Source organism: Flavobacterium sp. 3HN19-14 (assembly GCF_051373205.1).
Taxonomy (GTDB): domain Bacteria; phylum Bacteroidota; class Bacteroidia; order Flavobacteriales; family Flavobacteriaceae; genus Flavobacterium.
Map to the genome: position 1 here is coordinate 1,885,145 of NZ_JBPPZT010000001.1, position 17,983 is coordinate 1,903,127.

Consider the following 17,983-nt stretch of genomic DNA (forward strand, 5'->3'; position numbering starts at 1 on the left):
TCAAGCGCATTAATATATCATTAGCTTTAATAGGCGGCGACGATTCTTTTGCGGGCAGATAAAATGTACAATATGCCTGTTATAAAGTTGAAAAACAGGAAACCGATGAGCCACATCAGTTTTTCAGTACTATTGATTCTGCGCGAATTGAAAATTTCGAGAATCGCTGCGACCGTATAAATAAAAGTAAATATCAAGCCGATTGTCAATAGTGCATTGGCTGCAGGCATATGATTGATTTTAAACAACGCGCCAGTTATAACTATCAATAATGAAAGAGAAAAACTGTACTTTAAAATGGTGAACGTGTTGGTTTTCATGATGATGCGGTTTTGGTTTGGTAGAGCTAATATAATAAATTTTGCATCAAAATCAAATGCATAAATCTACTTACAAACGGCTTTTAGCTTTTCGGCAATCGGCTAAAAAAACTATATTTGCTAAAAATACCTTACCATGAAAGATTTGCAGCCCATTATCGAAAAAGCCTGGAACGACCGCAGTTTATTACAGGAAGCCTCAACCATTTATGCCATCAGGGAAGTCGTTGATTTGCTCGATGCCGGAACTTTGCGCGTAGCAGAACCAACCGCAAATGGCTGGCAGGTGAACGAATGGGTAAAAAAAGCCGTAGTGATGTATTTCCCAATCCAGAAAATGGAAACGCTTAATTCCGGGATTTTTGAATATCATGATAAAATTCCGCTCAAGCACAATTATGCGGATAAAGGGATTCGGGTAGTTCCGAATGCAGTGGCGCGACACGGCGCTTACATTTCCAAAGGCGTAATTTTGATGCCGAGTTATGTCAACATCGGCGCTTATGTTGATGAAGGTACAATGGTCGATACATGGGCGACAGTTGGGAGCTGTGCGCAAATCGGCAAAAATGTGCATTTAAGTGGCGGCGTCGGAATCGGTGGCGTTTTGGAACCATTGCAAGCCGCACCGGTAATCATCGAAGATGGTGCTTTTATCGGTTCAAGATGCATCGTCGTTGAAGGTGTCCGCGTAGGAACCGAAGCGGTTTTAGGCGCGAACGTATGTCTTACAGCATCCACAAAAATCATTGATGTAACGGGCGATGAGCCGGTTGAAAGAAAAGGTGTTGTTCCTGCACGGTCAGTAGTGATTCCGGGAAGCTATACGAAGAAATTTGCTGCAGGCGAATATCAGGTTCCGTGTGCTTTAATTATCGGAAAAAGAAAACCGTCGACAGATTTGAAGACAAGCCTGAACGATGCGTTGCGTGAATACGATGTGGCGGTATAAATTTCCTGAGTGAAAAAATTATGAAAATACTGGTAATTCAGCAAAAAATGATTGGCGATGTGCTGGCTACCAGTATCGTCTATAGATAAACTGATTTTGTTTGAAGATCGTACAGAAAGGATAAAAAACAACTTTTCAAATTCCTGAAATGCATCAAAAAAAAGAAAAAATGAAGAAAGGCCAGAAATTATACGAGAAATTTTTGCCTGAACTCATTATCCCTGAATTAAATGAATATTTGGATAATCTTTCCGTTCAGAATAAAATCGAAGCCTTACACTAAAGCAGACTCTTTGGCAAGTGCATAGATCTTGCCGATCTGATTTTTTTGCGTGTAGTTTTCGATGATATGCGAACGTCCATTTTCGCCCATTTTTTTTGCTTTTTCAGGATTTTCCAAAAGCTGCATCATGAAATCTGCCATCGCATCTTCCTCTTTTTCAGGAACCAGATATCCTGTTTCGCCATGAATGACGGCTTCTTTTTATGCCACCGTGCAATGTACTCACAATCGGAAGTCCGGAGGCACTGGCTTCTAGAATCCCAACCGGCGTTCCTTCCATATCGCCGTTTGGCGCAGTAATCGAATGCTGTACGAAAGCCAGAGATGTCTGCATCAGATTGGCAATTTCTTCAGAATTTTGTATTCCTGTAAAAATGACGGAATCGCTTATGTTTAATTCTTTGACGCGGTTTTCACATTTCTCAAAAAGGCCTGATTTTCCACCGACCATTATCAATTTTGTGTTTGGAAATTTCTGAAGCACCTTATTAAACGCATTTATTGTATGCAAAGGCCCTTTCCTTTTCCGTAAAACGGCCAACGGCGAGAAAATTTTTTCTTTCCGCATCACCATTTCCGGGTTTGAATTTTTCTGGGTCAACTCCGCACGGAATAACTCTTATTTTACTTTGATCGGCACCCATAGCCATAAGTTTGCCTTTCATATCTTCTGAAACCGGAAGCAGGTAAGCCGCGTCTTTAAAGAGTTGTTTGTATTTGCTGTCGTATTCTTTCAGCAACTTTACATCGGTAGCATCATGCCCGTGGAAAATCGCGAGCAGCGGAATATTAAGCGCTTTGCATATCGGCGCCATGTGCGAAGCCGGCATTCCGTAATTGGCAATGACAGCATCAATTTTATTGTCTTTGAGGTATTTTTTTACACCGTAATTCCCGAAAAAGTTATTTCTTCCCGCAATTCCTTTTACGATTTTATGAAGTAACCAGAAAGGTTTTGAATTTAACAACGTGCCATTTTCTTTCTTTTCAGGAAGCCGTCCGCTGTAAATCGTATGCACTTCTGCCAGTTTTGAAAATTCTGCGATCTGGTCGCGTATGAAAGTTTCAGAATAGGCATTGCGGCTCGAACGGGTGATACATATACGCATTGTCGTCGGATTAATTAGAATCGATGCCGATTGGCGTTTTGATCACCTTATTTTTCTTTGTATTCTCGCGAATCGCGTAGTTTTTCTTCCAGGTTTCCTCGTTTACATAACCACGGGCATGGTCAGAATGCACGCAAATCGCACTGTAACGGATCTGTTTCGATTTCAAGCCGGAATTAAAAAGCCTTTCACCCAATTCCCTGTCTTGTCCGCCATACTGCATTTCCTGATTGAAACCGTTAATGTTTACCAAATCGGTTTTCCAGCCTGAAGCATTGTGCCCGTTCCAGGTGGGTTTCGTAGGTGTAATAAAGTTTAGAAAAGTTTCGATAAAACCGGAAGCAATGAATTTGACGTTCTTGTAACTGCTTTTGAATCCGTTCGCTGTAAGCCACTTCAGGTCGAAACAACGTTGCTCGATGATGTCTTCTTTCGAAATCAATTCAGAAATATGCATCGGCAGTTTGATATAACCGCCCGAAAGGAAGTAGCCTTTTTCTCTTCTGTCAACATGAATTTTCAGGAAATCTTTCCTCGGAATGCAATCGCCGTCAGTAAATACAAGGTAGTCAGAACTCGCGGCCACAATGGCTTTATTAAGGATTTGTGATTTTTGGAAACCGTTGTCCTCGTGCCAGACATGCACAATGGGAATTTTGATTTCACTGCGCAAACGTTCAATCAATTCGCGTGTAGTATTGCGTGAACCGTCGTCGGCAACAATGATTTCAAAGTCTGTTTCGGTTTGCACACTGAAACCCCACAGCACTTTTTCGAGCCACGCTTCTGCGTTATAGGTGCTCATGATCACAGAAACTTTCATATCGTTGCCTTACTAGTTGATTTTGTTTCATTTAAACAGAAAAAACGATTGCATTTATTGTGCACAGTCTTGCGTGAATGCAAATTTTTCGCGTTTTTTTTTGATTTAAACCTTTGCAAAAATACTAAATAAATTATATTTGTTGGATATTTAAAAATTAATGGAAGAAAAGCCAAACAACAACATTTCTGTATTGATTATCACGTTGAACGAGGAAATCCATATGCAGGAACTTTTAAGTGATTTAGATTTTGCTGACGAAGTAATTGTTGTCGATTCCTTTAGTACAGACAGGACAAAAGAGATTTCAGAATCCTTTTCGAATGTAAAATTTCTTGTAAATAAGTTTGAAAATTATACCTCACAACGCAACTTTGCCATCGATAAGGCCCGCAATAACTGGATTTTATTTATAGATGCCGACGAGCGTCTAACTCCTGAATTAAAAGCCGAAATCCTCGAAACTGTTGAAAGACCCAAAACGGCAAGCGCTTATATGTTCCCGAGAAAATTCATGTTCAAAAAAAAACCGTTGCACTTCAGCGGTTGGCAAACTGACAGGATTTTCAGGCTTTTCAGAAAGGACAAAGCGCGTTACACTGCACAAAGACTGGTGCATGAAAAACTCGACGTTGACGGACAGGTTGGTTTTTTTGAGAATGAACTGATCCATTTTTCCTATTCCGATTACCAAACCTATAAAGGGAAAATGATTGCTTACGGGAAACTAAAGGCGATGGAGAAATTCCGCGTTGGTTTCAAGCCGACTATTTTCCATTATATGGGCCACGCATATTTACAATTTTCTGTACCAATATCTTGTAAGATTGGGTATTCTCGACGGAAAAAAAGGCATTATCATTTGTTACCTGAATGCCCTGAGTGTTACTGCAAGATACACTGAATTAAGGCGTTTATACAGCGAAGCGAAACAGGAATCGCTATAAAATTCCATTGTTTAACCTAAAAACGGCTTGTTATGTTTGATCATTATCTGATGACACGGTTCAACCTGAGGTATAAAAAATGGGAATTTACCAAAAACAACGAAAGCCTGCTGACTGACGAATGGATGGAAGACCGCATGTGGCTATTTGAAAGTTTCTGCTTCCCGTCGGTCATTTCGCAAACGAATAAAAATTTCAAGTGGCTGCTTTTTTTTGATATTACGACGACAGAAAAATTTCGCGCACGTATTGAAAACCTTATAAAACCTTACGATTTTATTGAATTGTATTATGTTGACGGAATGCCGTCATTCATTCCTGAAATTGTCAATATTATTGAAGGGCGTAAGCAAAATCCATACGTCATCACAACAAGAATCGATAATGACGACACCATTCACCGGAATTTTATCGATGAAGTACAAAAGCAGTTCGATTCGCAGGATTTCCGCGTGATTGACATTGCTGCTGGCTATTCGCTCAATTTAAATCCGTGGATGCTCGGCAAAAAAGAACAGCTTTTCAACCCGTTTGTGAGTTTAATCGAAAAACACGACCAACCGAAAACCGTCTGGTCGACAGCGCACAACATCTGGAAAAAAGAAAACCGTATTACGCGAATCAGCGACAAGCGGCTCTGGCTTTCCATCATACACCAAAAAAATAAAGTCAACGAATTTGATGGTTACGGTGATGTAAAATGGAACGACATCAAAGCAGATTTTATCGTTTCAGACGAAGTTAGTGCGCTCATTTCGCAAAATCAATTGCCTTTAAAAAAATGGTGGTTCTTGGGACTTAAGAATAAAATCAGCATTAAATCTACCGTCTTCAGCAAAAATTTCAAACGTGCTTTAGGCATTTATAAATTCAAAAAATAATGGGCGACATCAATCAGGAAATTCACAACGCGTTTGAAGTCATCAAAAATGGCGGCATCATCCTTTATCCGACTGATACGGTTTGGGGAATCGGATGCGACGCGACCAATGCCGATGCCATCGCCAAAATCTATAAACTCAAGCAGCGCGAAGAAACCCAAAGCATGATTTGCCTTATGAACGGCGAAAAAATGATGTATAATGTTTTCAAGGACATTCCCGAAGTCGCCTGGCAAATCATCGATTTTTCTGAAAAACCAACGACTTTGATCCTCGATGCGCCAAGAAATGTGGCAAAAAATGTCATCGCACCCGACAATACTTTAGGAATCCGCATCGTGAAAGAACCTTTTTGTTTCAAGTTAATGGAACGGATGAAAAAACCGCTTGTTTCGACATCAGCCAATATTTCAGGCCAGCCGACGCCGAAAAGTTTTAAAGAAATCAGCCCGAGATTATAAAAGGCGTTGACTATGTTGTAAATTTGCACCACGAAAGAATCTCGGGAACGCCATCGACAATTATCAAGCTGACCAACGATTCGCAAGTGAAAATAATACGCAAATAGCGTAATAATCAGTAATCTGTGGCCATAAAAACCAACTACAAAGAAGCCCTCAACAATAAAATTTTTGAAATCATTTCAAAAGCCGCGCAGGAATCAGGCGTTGATTGCTATGTCATTGGCGGTTTTGTAAGGGATTTGCTTCTGGACCGGCGATTCCAAAAAAGACATAGACATCGTCGCCGTCGGCAGTGGCATCGAACTCGCCTTAAAGGTTTCAGCATTATTGCCAAAGAAACCAAAAGTCCAGGTTTTTAAAACTTATGGTACTGCGATGCTGCGTTTTCAGGACATCGACATTGAATTTGTGGGTGCCCGTAAAGAATCTTACACCTTTGACAGCCGAAATCCATTAGTAGAAAACGGCACGCTCGAAGACGACCAGAACCGCCGTGATTTTACGATAAATGCTTTGGCACTTTCCTTAAATGCAGTTAATTACGGTGATTTGTCAGATCCATTCGGCGGATTGGCAGATTTGGAAAACAAAACCATCAAAACGCCTTTAGATCCTGATATTACGTATTCTGACGACCCGTTGAGAATGATGCGCGGGATCCGTTTTGCAACACAGCTCGGATTTCAAATCGAAGAAAATTCACTGCAATCCATCGCAAAAAATAAAGACAGGATTAAGATTATTTCCGGCGAAAGAATCGTCGAAGAACTCAATAAGATACTAAGTACGCCAAAACCGTCCATCGGTTTCTTATTGTTGTACAAAACCGGATTGCTCGACATCATTTTGCCAGAATTAACGGCTTTGAATAACGTCGAAGAAATCGAAGGCCATACACACAAAAACAACTTTTACCACACGTTAGAAGTCGTAGATAATATCTGTCCGAATACCGATGATGTCTGGCTGAGATGGGCTGCGTTACTGCACGACATCGGGAAAGCGCCAACTAAACGCTTCAATAAAAAACAAGGCTGGACATTTCACGGACACGAATTTTTGGGCGGAAAAATGGTCAAAAAAATCTTCGAAAGACTGCACATGCCATTAAACCAAAAACTCAAATTCGTTTCGAAAATGGTGATGATGAGTTCACGACCAATTGTTTTAGCGCAGGATATCGTTACCGATTCTGCCGTGCGCCGGTTGGTTTTTGACGCCGGAGAAGATGTTGAAGACCTGATGACGTTGTGCGAAGCCGACATCACCACTAAAAATCCGAATAAATTCAGGAAGTACCACGATAACTTTAAAATCGTAAGGCAGAAAATTGTTGAAGTTGAAGAGCGCGATCACGTTCGGAATTTCCAACCGCCGATTACCGGAGAACAGATCATGGAAATTTTCGATTTAAAGCCTTCGCGCGAAATCGGGATTTTAAAAGAAGCGATAAAGGAAGCCATTTTAGAAGGTGAAATTCCGAATGAATACCAGGCTGCTTATGATTTTATGATGAAAAAGGCTGCGCAAATTGGACTTGTGAAAAATTAAAACACGATTTCACTGATTTGCACAAATCCATACTTTTAATATTTGTGAAAATCGTGTAATCTGTGTAAAATAAATCAAATGAAAAAATATTTCCTCAAAACCGCCAAAATCGCACTTGTTTTAGTTTACGCCGTTATCATTGCCGGTGCTTTGGTGCGCATGACCGGCTCCGGAATGGGTTGTCCCGACTGGCCGAAATGCTTCGGTTATTACATTCCGCCTACAGACATCAAAGAATTAACATGGACACCGAACCGGGAATTTGAATCGGGGCAAGTCATTATCAAAGACGAGGCTTTATGGGTTGCAAAAGACAATTTTACAACAGGAAGCACTTTTGATGTAACACACTGGCGGCACTATACCAAGCACGATTACGCGATTTTCAACCCTACACACACCTGGATTGAATACCTGAACCGATTGGCCGGCGCGCTAGCCGGAATAGTGGTTTTTGCAATGGCAGTTTTGTCAATTTGGTTTTGGAATAATAACAGAAAAATTACATTATTGTCATGGCTGACGGTTTTCCTGATGGGATTTCAGGGTTGGCTTGGTGCTACGGTTGTGTATTCAGTTTTGAATCCAATAAAGATAACGCTGCACATGATTGTTGCACTCGTGATTGTGGCGGTGATTTTATTCATTATCCGAAAAGTTTCAGTTGTAAATACAACTTTAAAAACTGACAGTACTTTTCGTAATATCATCATTTTAACCCTGGTTCTGACATTGGTACAAATTGCTTTAGGTACGCAGGTACGTCAATTTGTTGATGAACAGGTGAAAGTTCTGGGCGATGGGCAAATGAGTTTGGTATTGGAAAATCCGCCTTTGAATTTTTATGTTCACAGGTCATTTTCGGTATTGATTTTCGGATTGAATTTCTTCCTGTATTTCAGGAATAAAAAAATGTCACTCGGTTTTAATAAAGTAAATTGGGTAATGGCGCTTATCGTCGTTGAGTTTTTTACAGGAATGCTGATTTATTATTTTGACTTTCCGTTCGGCACGCAAACCGCACATTTATTGATCGCTTCGCTGTTATTTGGAATTCAGTTTTATTTGTTGATGGAAACCAGAAAACAGAATCCTGTAACAGTTTCATAAAATCCTGTAAAGATTCTTTGAGGGATCGAAAGTAAATTTGATATTATCAATTTAAAATAATATTGCGATGCCAAATTCAACTGAAATAAAAGGAGCCTGGAAAGAACTTAAAGGAAAAATCAAGCAAAAATTCGCCGATCTCACCGAAGACGATTTACTTCATGAAGAAGGAAAAGACGACGAATTCTGGGGAAGATTGCAGCAAAAACTCGGCAAAACCGAAAAAGAAATCAAAGCTTTACTCGATTAAAATAAAATGAATTTATGACCTTTGGCTTTTCCGGCAACTAAAGGCGTTCAAAACCGATAGTTGGCGCAGCCGAAAAAAATGAATTCAACTGCTTCATGCGTGAAATAATCTTTCGCTCCTGAAGCAGTTTTTTTATGGGCTTTTTTAGTTTTTTGTGAATTCCAAATCCTGAAAATCATAACTGAAATCAGTGTCAGGCCCAATCGGCAGCATTTTTATCGTTTTGTTGTCATTTTCGTAGAAAATATGCGCGTCTGCGTGAAAATATGGATTGTCCCATTTCACTACGAAATTATTTTCCTTGTAAAAAAACACTTCGCCTTTGAGTTGCGGCGAACGTTTCGAGGCGAAATACATTTTCCCGTTTTTCTCCGAAATCACAATATCGCCAAACCAATTGTCATGAAAAGTGCCGGTGTATTTTTTGGCGTCGGTTTTGATTTTCGTTTTTTGGTTTTTGGAAACGATTTCCCAAACTGCATTGGTTATTTTGTTGTCTTCTACGGCATTGTTTCCGGCAGTTTTACTGTATTGTGCCACCAAATCTTCAGCCGGAATTCCCATGTAAGAATTCTTAACCGTGTTGGTTATCGCACGAAATGCCGCTCCTGATTGCTGGTTGGTCAGGACGATAATCCCAAGGTGAAGTTCAGGAATCAACGTTACTTGCGTAACAGTGCCTTCAAGGCCGCCGGTATGCGAAATCTGCTTGTATCCTTTTACATCGGCCAATCCCCAACCCAATCCGTAAGCAGAAAAATGGGTATTGTAAGGAGGCATTGTATTCACCGGAATAATAGTTTGCGGCGTCCACATTTCCGCCTGGCGGATTTCAGAAAACAATTGGTTACCATTGCCGTATTTTCCTTTGTTGAGTTGCATGATGGCCCATTTGCTCATGTCATTTACATTCGAATAAATGCCGCCGGCAGCGTCTAAAATCCGGTTTTGTAACGTGAGATTACTTTCAGTTTTCCGTCAACAGGCACGTGCGGCGCAATCACATCCGAAGTGTCTTTGAGGCGTTCCCATGTTCCGGCACTTTTGTCCATTCCGAGCGGCTTCATAATGCGGTTTTCAATAAATACCGCCCATTCCTGGCCTGTAACCCTGTGAATGACTTCTCCGGCTACGATATACAAAAGATTGTCATAATCGTACTTGGTTCGAAAGGCAGAAACGGGTTTCAGGTATTGTAAGTTCTTGATGATGTCATTCGCAGTAAAATCGGCTTTATCGGGCAGGATCATCAAATCTCCGGCACCAAGTCCGAGGCCGCTGCGGTGGGTGAGGAGGTCGCGGATTGTAAATTCATTTGTTACATAATCGTTGTACATCTTGAATTCCGGAATGTATTTCACAACTTTATCGTCCCAATTTAGTTTTTTCTCATCAATAAGGATGGCGATTGCCGCAGAGGTGAAAGCCTTACTATTAGAGGCAATTCCGAATAGAGTATTGGCATCGGTCTTTTCTTTTGTGATGATGGAGCGTACGCCGTAACCTTTTGCCACGACTACTTTTCCGTCTTTTACGATGGCGACTGCGATTCCTGGAACATCGAACGTTTTCATCGTGTTTTCGACCAGATCGTCGAGTTGCTTTTCAGGGATTTGGGACGATGCAAAAAAAGAAACGAGTAAAATAAGAGGTAAAAAGTATTTTTTCATTTTTCTATTTTTAAGATTTTTTTGATGAATGCCAATGCTTGTCTGCTTTCGAGATTAAAAAAGTAAATATCAACAAAATATGTAAATACAAGTAAGCCCAAAGGTACAGTAAAATTAACGTTACTACTTTTGCCTCCCAAGAGGAAAATTATGCTGAAAGCGATGCAGATTAAAATTGTGATGCAAAAGCCAATCATCGTACGATAGGGCACTTTAAAAATAAGTGTTACAATCGATTGCCCATCATTACTAATAATTTCGCCATTAATTTGTGGGGTAATGGATCGTAGATAGACTACATTTTTTTGTATTCCAAATTTATAATCGTGAATTGTGCCATCGAAATACCTCGATTTGTCACTCAAAAAGCTATGGAATTCCGTTTGGATATTGTTGCTCAATAATGCGGAGACTTCATCTGCGGTAAGTTCAGGAAGTAAAATAACCTTATTATGAGGAATCAATCTCATCTATTATAAATTATTCAAATCCGCGCTGGCGTTTCGCCTCAAAAATCAATACCGCCGCAGCGACAGAGACATTCATCGAATCTATTTCGCCCTGCATTGGAATAATGATATTTTGTGTTGCGGCATCACGCCATTCCTGTGTAAGTCCGGTTGCCTCAGTTCCTACAACTAAAGCGGTTGGTTTCGTATAATCCTGCGTATGATAAGAGGTTGAATTCTGCAATGTCGCGCAGTAAAAATTAATCTTTCGGTTAGTGTAAAAATGCAATGATTTCTGCCGTGGTGCCGACAGCAATATTATTCGTAAAAAGACAACCGACACTTGAGCGCACGATATTCGGGTTGTACAAATCGCCTTTCGGGTTGGCAATGATAACGGCGTCGAGTTTTGCAGCATCGGCGGTACGAAGCATGGCACCGATATTTCCTGCGTTTTCGGGTGCTTCGGCAATTAAAATCAACGGATTTTTTGAGAGTTTTAAATCAGAAAGCTGTAGGTTTTTACTTTTCGCAACGGCGATAACGCCTTCAGTTGTGTCGCGGTAAGCTAGTTTTTCAAAAACCTCTTTGTTGATTTCGATGAGTGGAACTTGGTTATGCGTTAATTTGGTAACTTCGGATTCTGAAATCAATTCCGAAAAAAAAAGTACCGTTTCCAATTCATAACCGCCATTTTGCGCCAATGTGATTTCACGCTGTCCTTCGATAAGAAAAGTGCCGGTTTGCCTGCGCATTTTCGCTTTTTCCTGCAATTGCACGAGCGATTTGATGAAGGGGTTTTGAACGGAGGTAATTTGTTTCAACGGGGTATAAGGTTTATGGTTCAGGGTTCAGAGATATATACCTGAACTTATGAATGCGAATTTACGACCTTTTATGTAAATTTAATTATGAATTAAACCCATGCGCCGCCATGAACCTTAAACCCAGAACCCTGCACCAATTACAAAATTCCGCGTGCCTTAATTTCAAGATATTTGTTAATCGTATCCAAAGTCAGGTTTTCGGGTTGTGTCAGCACAGAATAAATGCCGTATTTCTTCAATTCATTAACAATAAGGCGTTTTTCGAAAGCAAATTTTTCAGCAATTACTTTGTCATACACTTCCTGAATATTGTCGGCTTTTTTGTTGATGAGTTCGTTGAGCTCGGTGTTGTTGAAGAAAACCACGACCAATAAATGGCTTTTTGCAATTCCTTTTAAATAAGGCATTTGACGGTATAATCCATCCAAAGTTTCGAAATTTGTATACAACAAAATCAGGCTGCGCTGGTTGATGTTCTTTTTGATATCTGCATACAAACGACTGAAATCGCTTTCGAAAAAATCGGTTTTAATGTTATAAAGGCTTTCGAGGATCTTATTCATTTGTGCCGAACGTTTCTCAGCAACAACGCGATTGGCCACTTTTTTTGAAAAGGCAAACATTCCGGCTTTGTCCTGTTTTTTAAGAATGACATTCGATAAAACCAAAGTCGCGTTGATGGAATAATCGAGCAAACTCAGCCCGTTAAAAGGCATTTTCATTACACGCCCTTTGTCAATCACCATATAAATGGACTGCGATTTTTCGTCCTGAAACTGGTTGACCATCAGGCTGTTTTTCTTCGCGGTAGCTTTCCAGTTGAGCGTGCGGATGTCGTCTCCGGGCACATATTCCTTTATTTGTTCAAATTCCATTGAATGCCCGATTCGTCTTATTTTTTTTACGCCATATTGGAAGAGATTGTTCGAAAACGCAATCAAATCATACTTTCGCAATTGTATGTAAGACGGATAAACCGGCACCATTTGGTCTTTGCTGAAAATGAAACGGCGTGAAATCAGCCTTAGTGGCGAAGAAACGTAAATGTTCAGCAATCCGAAATGGTATTCGCCGCGCTCTGTCGGCCTCAGATAATAAGCGACATCGGTTTCTGAAGCATTCCTGATTTTTCTCGAAATCTCAAAATTCCGCACCTGAAACTGGATCGGAATTTCATCGATTATTTTTACGTTAATCGAAAAAGTATAATAATTCCGGATATTTACCGTAATCGGGTTTTCATCGCCGTTTGATAGTTTTTCCGGTGTGACGCGGGTGCCTTCGATGCCATTTTTCGCCGAGTAAAGAATCAACATATCCAAAAACACAAAAGCGCCCAAAACCAAAAACCAGGTATTTGACAGCAGTCAGCAAAACCGGAAAAATAAAAGCACATACAAACAATACCACGATGCCCAGGAGCAGGTAGAAGAAAAAATTGTTGATGTAAAGGCTTTTTATGAGTTTCAAAGTTTAAGAGAATTTATCTGGGAATTTCTACTGATTCAATAATCTGGCGGATGATTTCTACACTTGTAATACCTTCCATTTCACGTTCCGGCGTAACAATGACACGGTGCTGCAAAACCGGAACAGCGGCGTCTTTGATGTCTTCAGGCGTAACGAAATCGCGTCCGCGGATGGCGGCAAAACCTTTCGCAGCATTCAAAATTGCAATCGACGCACGAGGCGAAGCACCCAAATACAGAAATGCATTTTCACGTGTATTCACGACCACTTTCGCGATATATTGCAGCAATTGCGGCTCGATGATGATTTGCTTCACCTGGCTTTGGTAATGCCTGATTTCGTCTGCTGAAAGCAACACTTTGATATTGTCAAGTTTACCGTGGTTCTGAAGCGTATGTTCTCTTTGGATGATAGTGATTTCTTCGTCGAGCTTTGGGTAATCAATCGTGATTTTGAAAAGGAAACGGTCGAGTTGTGCTTCAGGCAAACGATAAGTTCCTTCTTGTTCAATAGGATTTTGGGTAGCAATGACAAGGAAAGGTGTATCGAGAATGTATTGTTTTCCGTCAATCGTAATCTGGCGCTCTTCCATCACTTCAAACAAAGCAGCCTGCGTTTTTGCAGGAGCACGGTTGATTTCGTCAATCAAAATCAGATTCGAAAAAATCGGGCCTTTCTTGAATTCGAATTCAGATTTTTTCAAATCGAAAACCGAAGTTCCCAAAATATCCGAAGGCATTAAATCTGGCGTAAACTGAATCCGGCTGAAACCGATATTGATGGTTTTCGCGAGCAATTTCGCTGTAATGGTTTTCGCAACACCCGGAACGCCTTCGAGTAAAACGTGTCCGTTGGAAAGAATCGCTACCAAAAGCTGGTCAATCATCTTGTGCTGGCCGACGATTACCGAACCTAATTCTTCTTTAATGGCAGCAATGCTTTCCTGTAGTTTGCCCAAATCAATCCTGAACTGGAAATTTACATTTTCGTTTGTGGTTTCCTGCGTATTTTCAGGGTTTTCAAAGTTTTCCATATTGCTTCTGTTCGGCATTCTTAACGGAATGCCCGGTTAGTTGATAATTTTTTCAATGGCGTCGTTCATGTCAATCAAATCGCTTTCGACACCTTTATAATTGTGCTTGCGATAGTTGTTAATCAGGTAAACGACCCTTTGGATATCGTGAATCGGTTTTCCTGATTTGAGATGCAGCCTTTTGATGAACGCCTCGTCGAGCACATTCGTATCCATCAGGTAATCCTGGCGCATTTTTTCAAGGAAATATATGATTTTTTTCTCGATTATATTGTCGTGGTCGCCTTCCTGGAAATAGAGATTCCCGATGGTTTTGGCGAAATCTATCGTCGTATTGGTCAGAGGTTTTACGATAGGAATGATGCGTTGTCTTCGTTTCGCATTGAAAACCATGAAAATAACCATTCCGAAAATAAAAATGTACCATGCCCAGGTCAATGCCGGCTGGCTGAAAATATACGATAATGACGAATTCGAAATGACTTTTCCATTTTGGAATTTCACATACCAATACAAATCTTTTTTCGGAAGATAGGAAAGTACTTTTTCGGCATATTCAGCTTTATTGCCATCCAAAAGATGAAAATTGGTGAAAGCTGTCGGTTGCGTATGCAGATAAAAATTACCCTTTCTATAAGGCACTTTTATAAAATTGACGCGCACCGTATCAATGCTCTGGTAACCCAAAACAATTGTCTTGAGCGTGTCAATTTTAGAAAAATAACTACCGCTGGCGTCCTGAACGAGATTGTATTTTTGCGTTCCTAATTTCGGGTTCACGAGCCAGTTTTGCAGGTTCTTCTCTTCAAATGTAAACCCGCCGCCGAGTTTAAGATGCAGGCTGTCTAACAATTGTTTCGGAAAATCTTTCATCGACAGGAAAATATCATTTCCGTGTCCGGCAAAGTAAAAAAGCTCCTCGACTGATTTTTCGTCAAGATTGTAACTGTCCTGTGCAATATCGATAAAAGTTCCGTGCACTTTATAATCGTCAACCAGCGAATCGTAATCGTATTTCGGCTCAAAATATTCATAAGGCGTCACCTCGATTTTATGGATTTTCTGATTTTTGAGCATGGCAGGCATTTCGTGGTCGAGCACATACAATCCAAGCGGAATTTTATCAGAAGTATCATAAGTCGGCCGCCAGTCGATTGGCTCAGGCTTGTTCATATCGATGACGATCAACAGTCCGAAAATGAACACGAGAACGCCAATATATATCTTGATTGTCTTGTCCATTATACAGATTTGATTGTTTGTTCGAAAATGGCGCGCGTCTTCTCGAAAGTGGCGTCGTCGACTTCAAATTCGCCATACCAGATATAATTGTAGATGTGCGAAAGGTAACCGAAATTGTGCTTCAGCTTTGCATTTTTGATTTCGTACAGGTAATCGGAATTGGTTTTTTCAACGTCCCATTCGATGATTTCTTTTTCTGAGAAAATCTTCAGCAGCCACAAATAATAATAGCGAATCGTAAGCCTTTTCTCGCCGGATTGTAGTGTTTCTTTGATTAATTTTTCAAAATCGACGAGATGTAAATTCTTTTCGATGTCGTCGTAGCGGATGATTTTTTTATCGGAATTCCGTCCGAACACCCATTTTCCTTCTTTGTTCAGAATGGCTTTGACGATGAGGTAAATCATGAAGATAATAATCGCAATTGCGAGAATTGTAAAAATCCATCCGATAACGGTCATAGTGGATTCACCGCCTGTGCTGAAAAGCGATGCCAGAAGATTTTTCAGCCATTCCAAGAATCGCTGCCAGGCATTTTTCTGCTTTAGTTTTTCTTCGTAGACGAAATCATCTGATTTGTATTTTTCTTTGAATTTCGGAGAAAAATGCGCGTTTTCAATGGAATCATTTCGGTCGATGACGATGTCAGTTTCTTTCCATTTCTTGCCTTTTACAGTCTCATTTGAGGTCATAACCTTAGTCGTATCCACGAAAGTGGTATCCTGTGCAAAAATGTTCGTATAGCAAAAAAATAAAAATATGTAAAAGAATTTACTCAAGATTAAGGTCGGCTTTTTTGCAATTTGCGGTGTACGAAATGCGGGAAAATAAGGTAGTACCACGAAATCAGCGAAAGTGTTGAAAGGATAATGCCAACGCTGAGCCAATTCGGCATATCGACGGAATACCGCGTAATGAAACCTTCGAGGAAACCCGCAGCAATCGTAAATGGCATCGTGCTTAAAAATATCTTGAAAGTATCGATGAAACCAATTTTAAAAGAATCGAGGCGCGAATAGGTTTTCGGGAAAAGTATGGCGGCACCGAGTGCAAATCCGGCAGCAGCTTCGATAACAATAGCGAAAATTTCCATCGAACCGTGAATCCAGATCCCGCGTACGCTGGCCCAGAATACGCCTTTTTCATAAAAGAAATACTGGAATGAGCCGAGCATGATGGAGTTTTGCGTCAGTATATAAAAAGTTCCTATTCCGGCGGTAATGCCAAAGAAATAATTCATGACGCCCACTTTCAGATTGTTCATCGTAATGCCGATAAAACTGCCCCAATTGCTTCCGGATTTGTAAATGGCAACCGGATTTCCGTCTTTGATGTTGTCTAAAGTCCGGTTTACATAATCGTCGCCCAGAATCAACCTCACGAAATCAGTATTGTATCGCGCCGAAATTACGCCAATCGCCACAAGTGCAAAAAACATCGTGAAGGCATACAAAAGATATCGTCGGTATTGGTACAGCAGCAACGGCACTTCAATCGAAAAGAAGTAAACGATACGGTTGGTTTCCTGCCTTTTGGTTTTATAGATTTTCTGGTAAATGCGCGCGGCAAGGTAATTCAGGTAAGTAACCGTCTTGCTTTTAGGGTAATAGGTCTGCGCATAAGACAAGTCGTTGACCAAATGTATGTAAAGACTGGCCATTTCATCAGGATTTTTTTTAGCTTTACCAAAAATTGCCTGCTCAAATTCGAGCCATTTTGCTTTATTTTGTTTTATGAATGCAACTTCTCTCATTGAAGGCTAAAATATAAAATATGACGCAATTATCTATTAATACGACACAAAATGTAAATATAAATTTCACTGCAGCTTCGTTGGGTGAAAGACTTGTGGCGGCGATAATCGACGTGGTCCTTTTTGTTGCTTACACCATTTTATTGTTGTGGCTGGTTTACAACGAATTAGGTTTAGGAGATGCAATGACGCATTGGGACAGATGGTCGGCGATGGCGGTATCGATAATTCTGTTTTCACCGGTAACGTTTTATACGCTGGTGATGGAAAGTATTTTCGAAGGCCAGACGGTCGGAAAAATGATCATGAAAATAAAAGTCGTAAAAATCGATGGCTATCAGGCAAGTTTCGGTGATTACCTGATCCGCTGGCTTTTTCGGCTGATTGAAATCTGGACCACCTACATATTAGGCCTTATTGTAATTGTCGTAAGCAGCAAAGCCCAGCGTTTAGGCGATATGGCGGCGGGAACGGCGATGATTACGTTGAAGAATAAAGTCAACATTGACAGCACCATTTTAGAAGAAATAGATGTTTCTTATGTGCCAATTTATCCGGGTGTAATCAAACTTTCCGATAACGACGTCAGGATCATCAAAGAAACGATGTTAACGGCGATAAAAGCCGGCGATTACGCGATGTTGAGCAAACTCCGCCATAAAGTGGAAACCGTTGCCGGAATTAAAAACCAATCGGGCAACGACCACGATTTTATTCGAACTGTAATTAAGGATTATAACTTCTATACACAAAAAATGTAAAGTAGTCGAAAGACGAAAGTCAAAAGTCCAAAATCAAAACAACGAATGTCACACCGAACGCAGTCGACGTGCTTCGCCCTAAACCTTA

At 40.5% G+C, this 17,983-nt stretch carries 18 protein-coding genes and 4 pseudogenes; 8 read left to right on the forward strand and 14 right to left on the reverse strand.

The features are described from left to right. Positions 1–26: 26 nt before the first annotated feature. Positions 27–320, reverse strand: a complete 294-nt coding sequence (locus tag ACSLFW_RS10110; RefSeq protein WP_436555637.1) for a GldL-related protein — start codon at positions 318–320, stop codon at positions 27–29. Between the two features lie 136 nt (positions 321–456). Between ACSLFW_RS10110 and ACSLFW_RS10115 the strand changes: the two genes are divergently transcribed. Then, entirely contained in the window at positions 457–1,272 is an 816-nt protein-coding gene (locus ACSLFW_RS10115) for a 2,3,4,5-tetrahydropyridine-2,6-dicarboxylate N-succinyltransferase (protein WP_436555638.1), read from the forward strand. Positions 1,273–1,546: 274 nt separating this feature from the next. Here ACSLFW_RS10115 and ACSLFW_RS10120 read toward each other — a convergent pair whose 3' ends face one another. From ACSLFW_RS10120 to ACSLFW_RS10135, 4 genes are read right to left on the reverse strand one after another with little or no spacing between them, the layout of a single operon-like run. Further along, positions 1,547–1,696: a glycosyltransferase gene (locus tag ACSLFW_RS10120; protein WP_436555639.1), complete on the reverse strand. Its 150-nt coding sequence runs from the start codon at positions 1,694–1,696 to the stop codon at positions 1,547–1,549. A 16-nt stretch (positions 1,697–1,712) separates the two neighbouring features. Then, positions 1,713–2,129 carry a glycosyltransferase gene (locus ACSLFW_RS10125; RefSeq protein ID WP_436555640.1) on the reverse strand — a complete coding sequence of 139 codons (417 nt, stop codon included), beginning with the start codon at positions 2,127–2,129 and terminating at the stop codon, positions 1,713–1,715. After that, on the reverse strand, positions 2,044–2,664 hold the full coding sequence (locus tag ACSLFW_RS10130; RefSeq protein WP_436555641.1) for a glycosyltransferase: 621 nt from the start codon (positions 2,662–2,664) through the stop codon (positions 2,044–2,046). Before ACSLFW_RS10130 ends, ACSLFW_RS10125 begins: the two co-directional genes overlap by 86 nt. A 10-nt stretch (positions 2,665–2,674) precedes the next feature. Continuing rightward, positions 2,675–3,487, reverse strand: a complete 813-nt coding sequence (locus ACSLFW_RS10135; RefSeq protein ID WP_436555642.1) for a glycosyltransferase family 2 protein — start codon at positions 3,485–3,487, stop codon at positions 2,675–2,677. Between the two features lie 160 nt (positions 3,488–3,647). On the opposite strand from ACSLFW_RS10135, the gene ACSLFW_RS10140 reads away from it, so the two are divergent. The 6 genes and pseudogenes from ACSLFW_RS10140 (at position 3,648) to ACSLFW_RS10165 (ending at position 8,690) form a co-directional block, all read left to right on the forward strand. Further along, positions 3,648–4,391 carry a glycosyltransferase family 2 protein gene (locus ACSLFW_RS10140; RefSeq protein ID WP_436555643.1) on the forward strand — a complete coding sequence of 248 codons (744 nt, stop codon included), beginning with the start codon at positions 3,648–3,650 and terminating at the stop codon, positions 4,389–4,391. Positions 4,392–4,466: 75 nt separating this feature from the next. Then, a complete protein-coding gene (locus tag ACSLFW_RS10145) occupies positions 4,467–5,315 on the forward strand; it encodes a glycosyltransferase (RefSeq protein ID WP_436555644.1) in 849 nt (282 codons plus the stop codon). After that, positions 5,315–5,883, forward strand: a pseudogene (locus tag ACSLFW_RS10150) (L-threonylcarbamoyladenylate synthase). Before ACSLFW_RS10145 ends, ACSLFW_RS10150 begins: the two are co-directional and overlap by 1 nt. 18 nt (positions 5,884–5,901) lie before the next feature. Then, positions 5,902–7,330, forward strand: a pseudogene (locus ACSLFW_RS10155) (CCA tRNA nucleotidyltransferase). Positions 7,331–7,408: 78 nt separating this feature from the next. Continuing rightward, on the forward strand, positions 7,409–8,440 hold the full coding sequence (locus tag ACSLFW_RS10160) for a COX15/CtaA family protein (protein ID WP_436555645.1): 1,032 nt from the start codon (positions 7,409–7,411) through the stop codon (positions 8,438–8,440). Positions 8,441–8,507: 67 nt separating this feature from the next. Next, a complete protein-coding gene (locus ACSLFW_RS10165) occupies positions 8,508–8,690 on the forward strand; it encodes a CsbD family protein (RefSeq protein WP_436555646.1) in 183 nt (60 codons plus the stop codon). Between the two features lie 144 nt (positions 8,691–8,834). Here ACSLFW_RS10165 and ACSLFW_RS10170 read toward each other — a convergent pair whose 3' ends face one another. From ACSLFW_RS10170 to ACSLFW_RS10210, 9 genes and pseudogenes are all read right to left on the reverse strand, one after another. Continuing rightward, on the reverse strand, positions 8,835–9,590 hold the full coding sequence (locus tag ACSLFW_RS10170; protein WP_436555647.1) for a DUF3471 domain-containing protein: 756 nt from the start codon (positions 9,588–9,590) through the stop codon (positions 8,835–8,837). A gap of 35 nt (positions 9,591–9,625) precedes the next feature. Next, positions 9,626–10,360: a serine hydrolase domain-containing protein gene (locus tag ACSLFW_RS10175; protein ID WP_436555648.1), complete on the reverse strand. Its 735-nt coding sequence runs from the start codon at positions 10,358–10,360 to the stop codon at positions 9,626–9,628. Further along, a complete protein-coding gene (locus ACSLFW_RS10180) occupies positions 10,357–10,830 on the reverse strand; it encodes a hypothetical protein (RefSeq protein ID WP_436555649.1) in 474 nt (157 codons plus the stop codon). The genes ACSLFW_RS10175 and ACSLFW_RS10180 overlap by 4 nt, the downstream gene beginning before the upstream one ends. Before the next feature lie 10 nt (positions 10,831–10,840). Beyond that, positions 10,841–11,633: pseudogene (locus tag ACSLFW_RS10185) on the reverse strand (TrmH family RNA methyltransferase). 140 nt (positions 11,634–11,773) lie between these two features. After that, positions 11,774–13,106 (reverse strand): annotated as a pseudogene (locus tag ACSLFW_RS10190) (DUF58 domain-containing protein). A gap of 13 nt (positions 13,107–13,119) precedes the next feature. Next, positions 13,120–14,139 carry an AAA family ATPase gene (locus ACSLFW_RS10195; protein WP_436555650.1) on the reverse strand — a complete coding sequence of 340 codons (1,020 nt, stop codon included), beginning with the start codon at positions 14,137–14,139 and terminating at the stop codon, positions 13,120–13,122. A gap of 36 nt (positions 14,140–14,175) precedes the next feature. Next, on the reverse strand, positions 14,176–15,381 hold the full coding sequence (locus tag ACSLFW_RS10200) for a DUF4350 domain-containing protein (protein WP_436555651.1): 1,206 nt from the start codon (positions 15,379–15,381) through the stop codon (positions 14,176–14,178). Continuing rightward, a complete protein-coding gene (locus ACSLFW_RS10205) occupies positions 15,381–16,160 on the reverse strand; it encodes a DUF4129 domain-containing protein (RefSeq protein WP_436555652.1) in 780 nt (259 codons plus the stop codon). Before ACSLFW_RS10205 ends, ACSLFW_RS10200 begins: the two co-directional genes overlap by 1 nt. Positions 16,161–16,162: 2 nt before the next feature. Beyond that, the gene (locus tag ACSLFW_RS10210; protein WP_436555653.1) at positions 16,163–17,134 is read right to left on the reverse strand and encodes a stage II sporulation protein M; all 972 of its coding nucleotides are present in this window, start codon (positions 17,132–17,134) and stop codon (positions 16,163–16,165) included. Positions 17,135–17,154: 20 nt separating this feature from the next. On the opposite strand from ACSLFW_RS10210, the gene ACSLFW_RS10215 reads away from it, so the two are divergent. Beyond that, positions 17,155–17,895, forward strand: a complete 741-nt coding sequence (locus ACSLFW_RS10215) for an RDD family protein (protein WP_436555654.1) — start codon at positions 17,155–17,157, stop codon at positions 17,893–17,895. Positions 17,896–17,983: the final 88 nt, after the last annotated feature.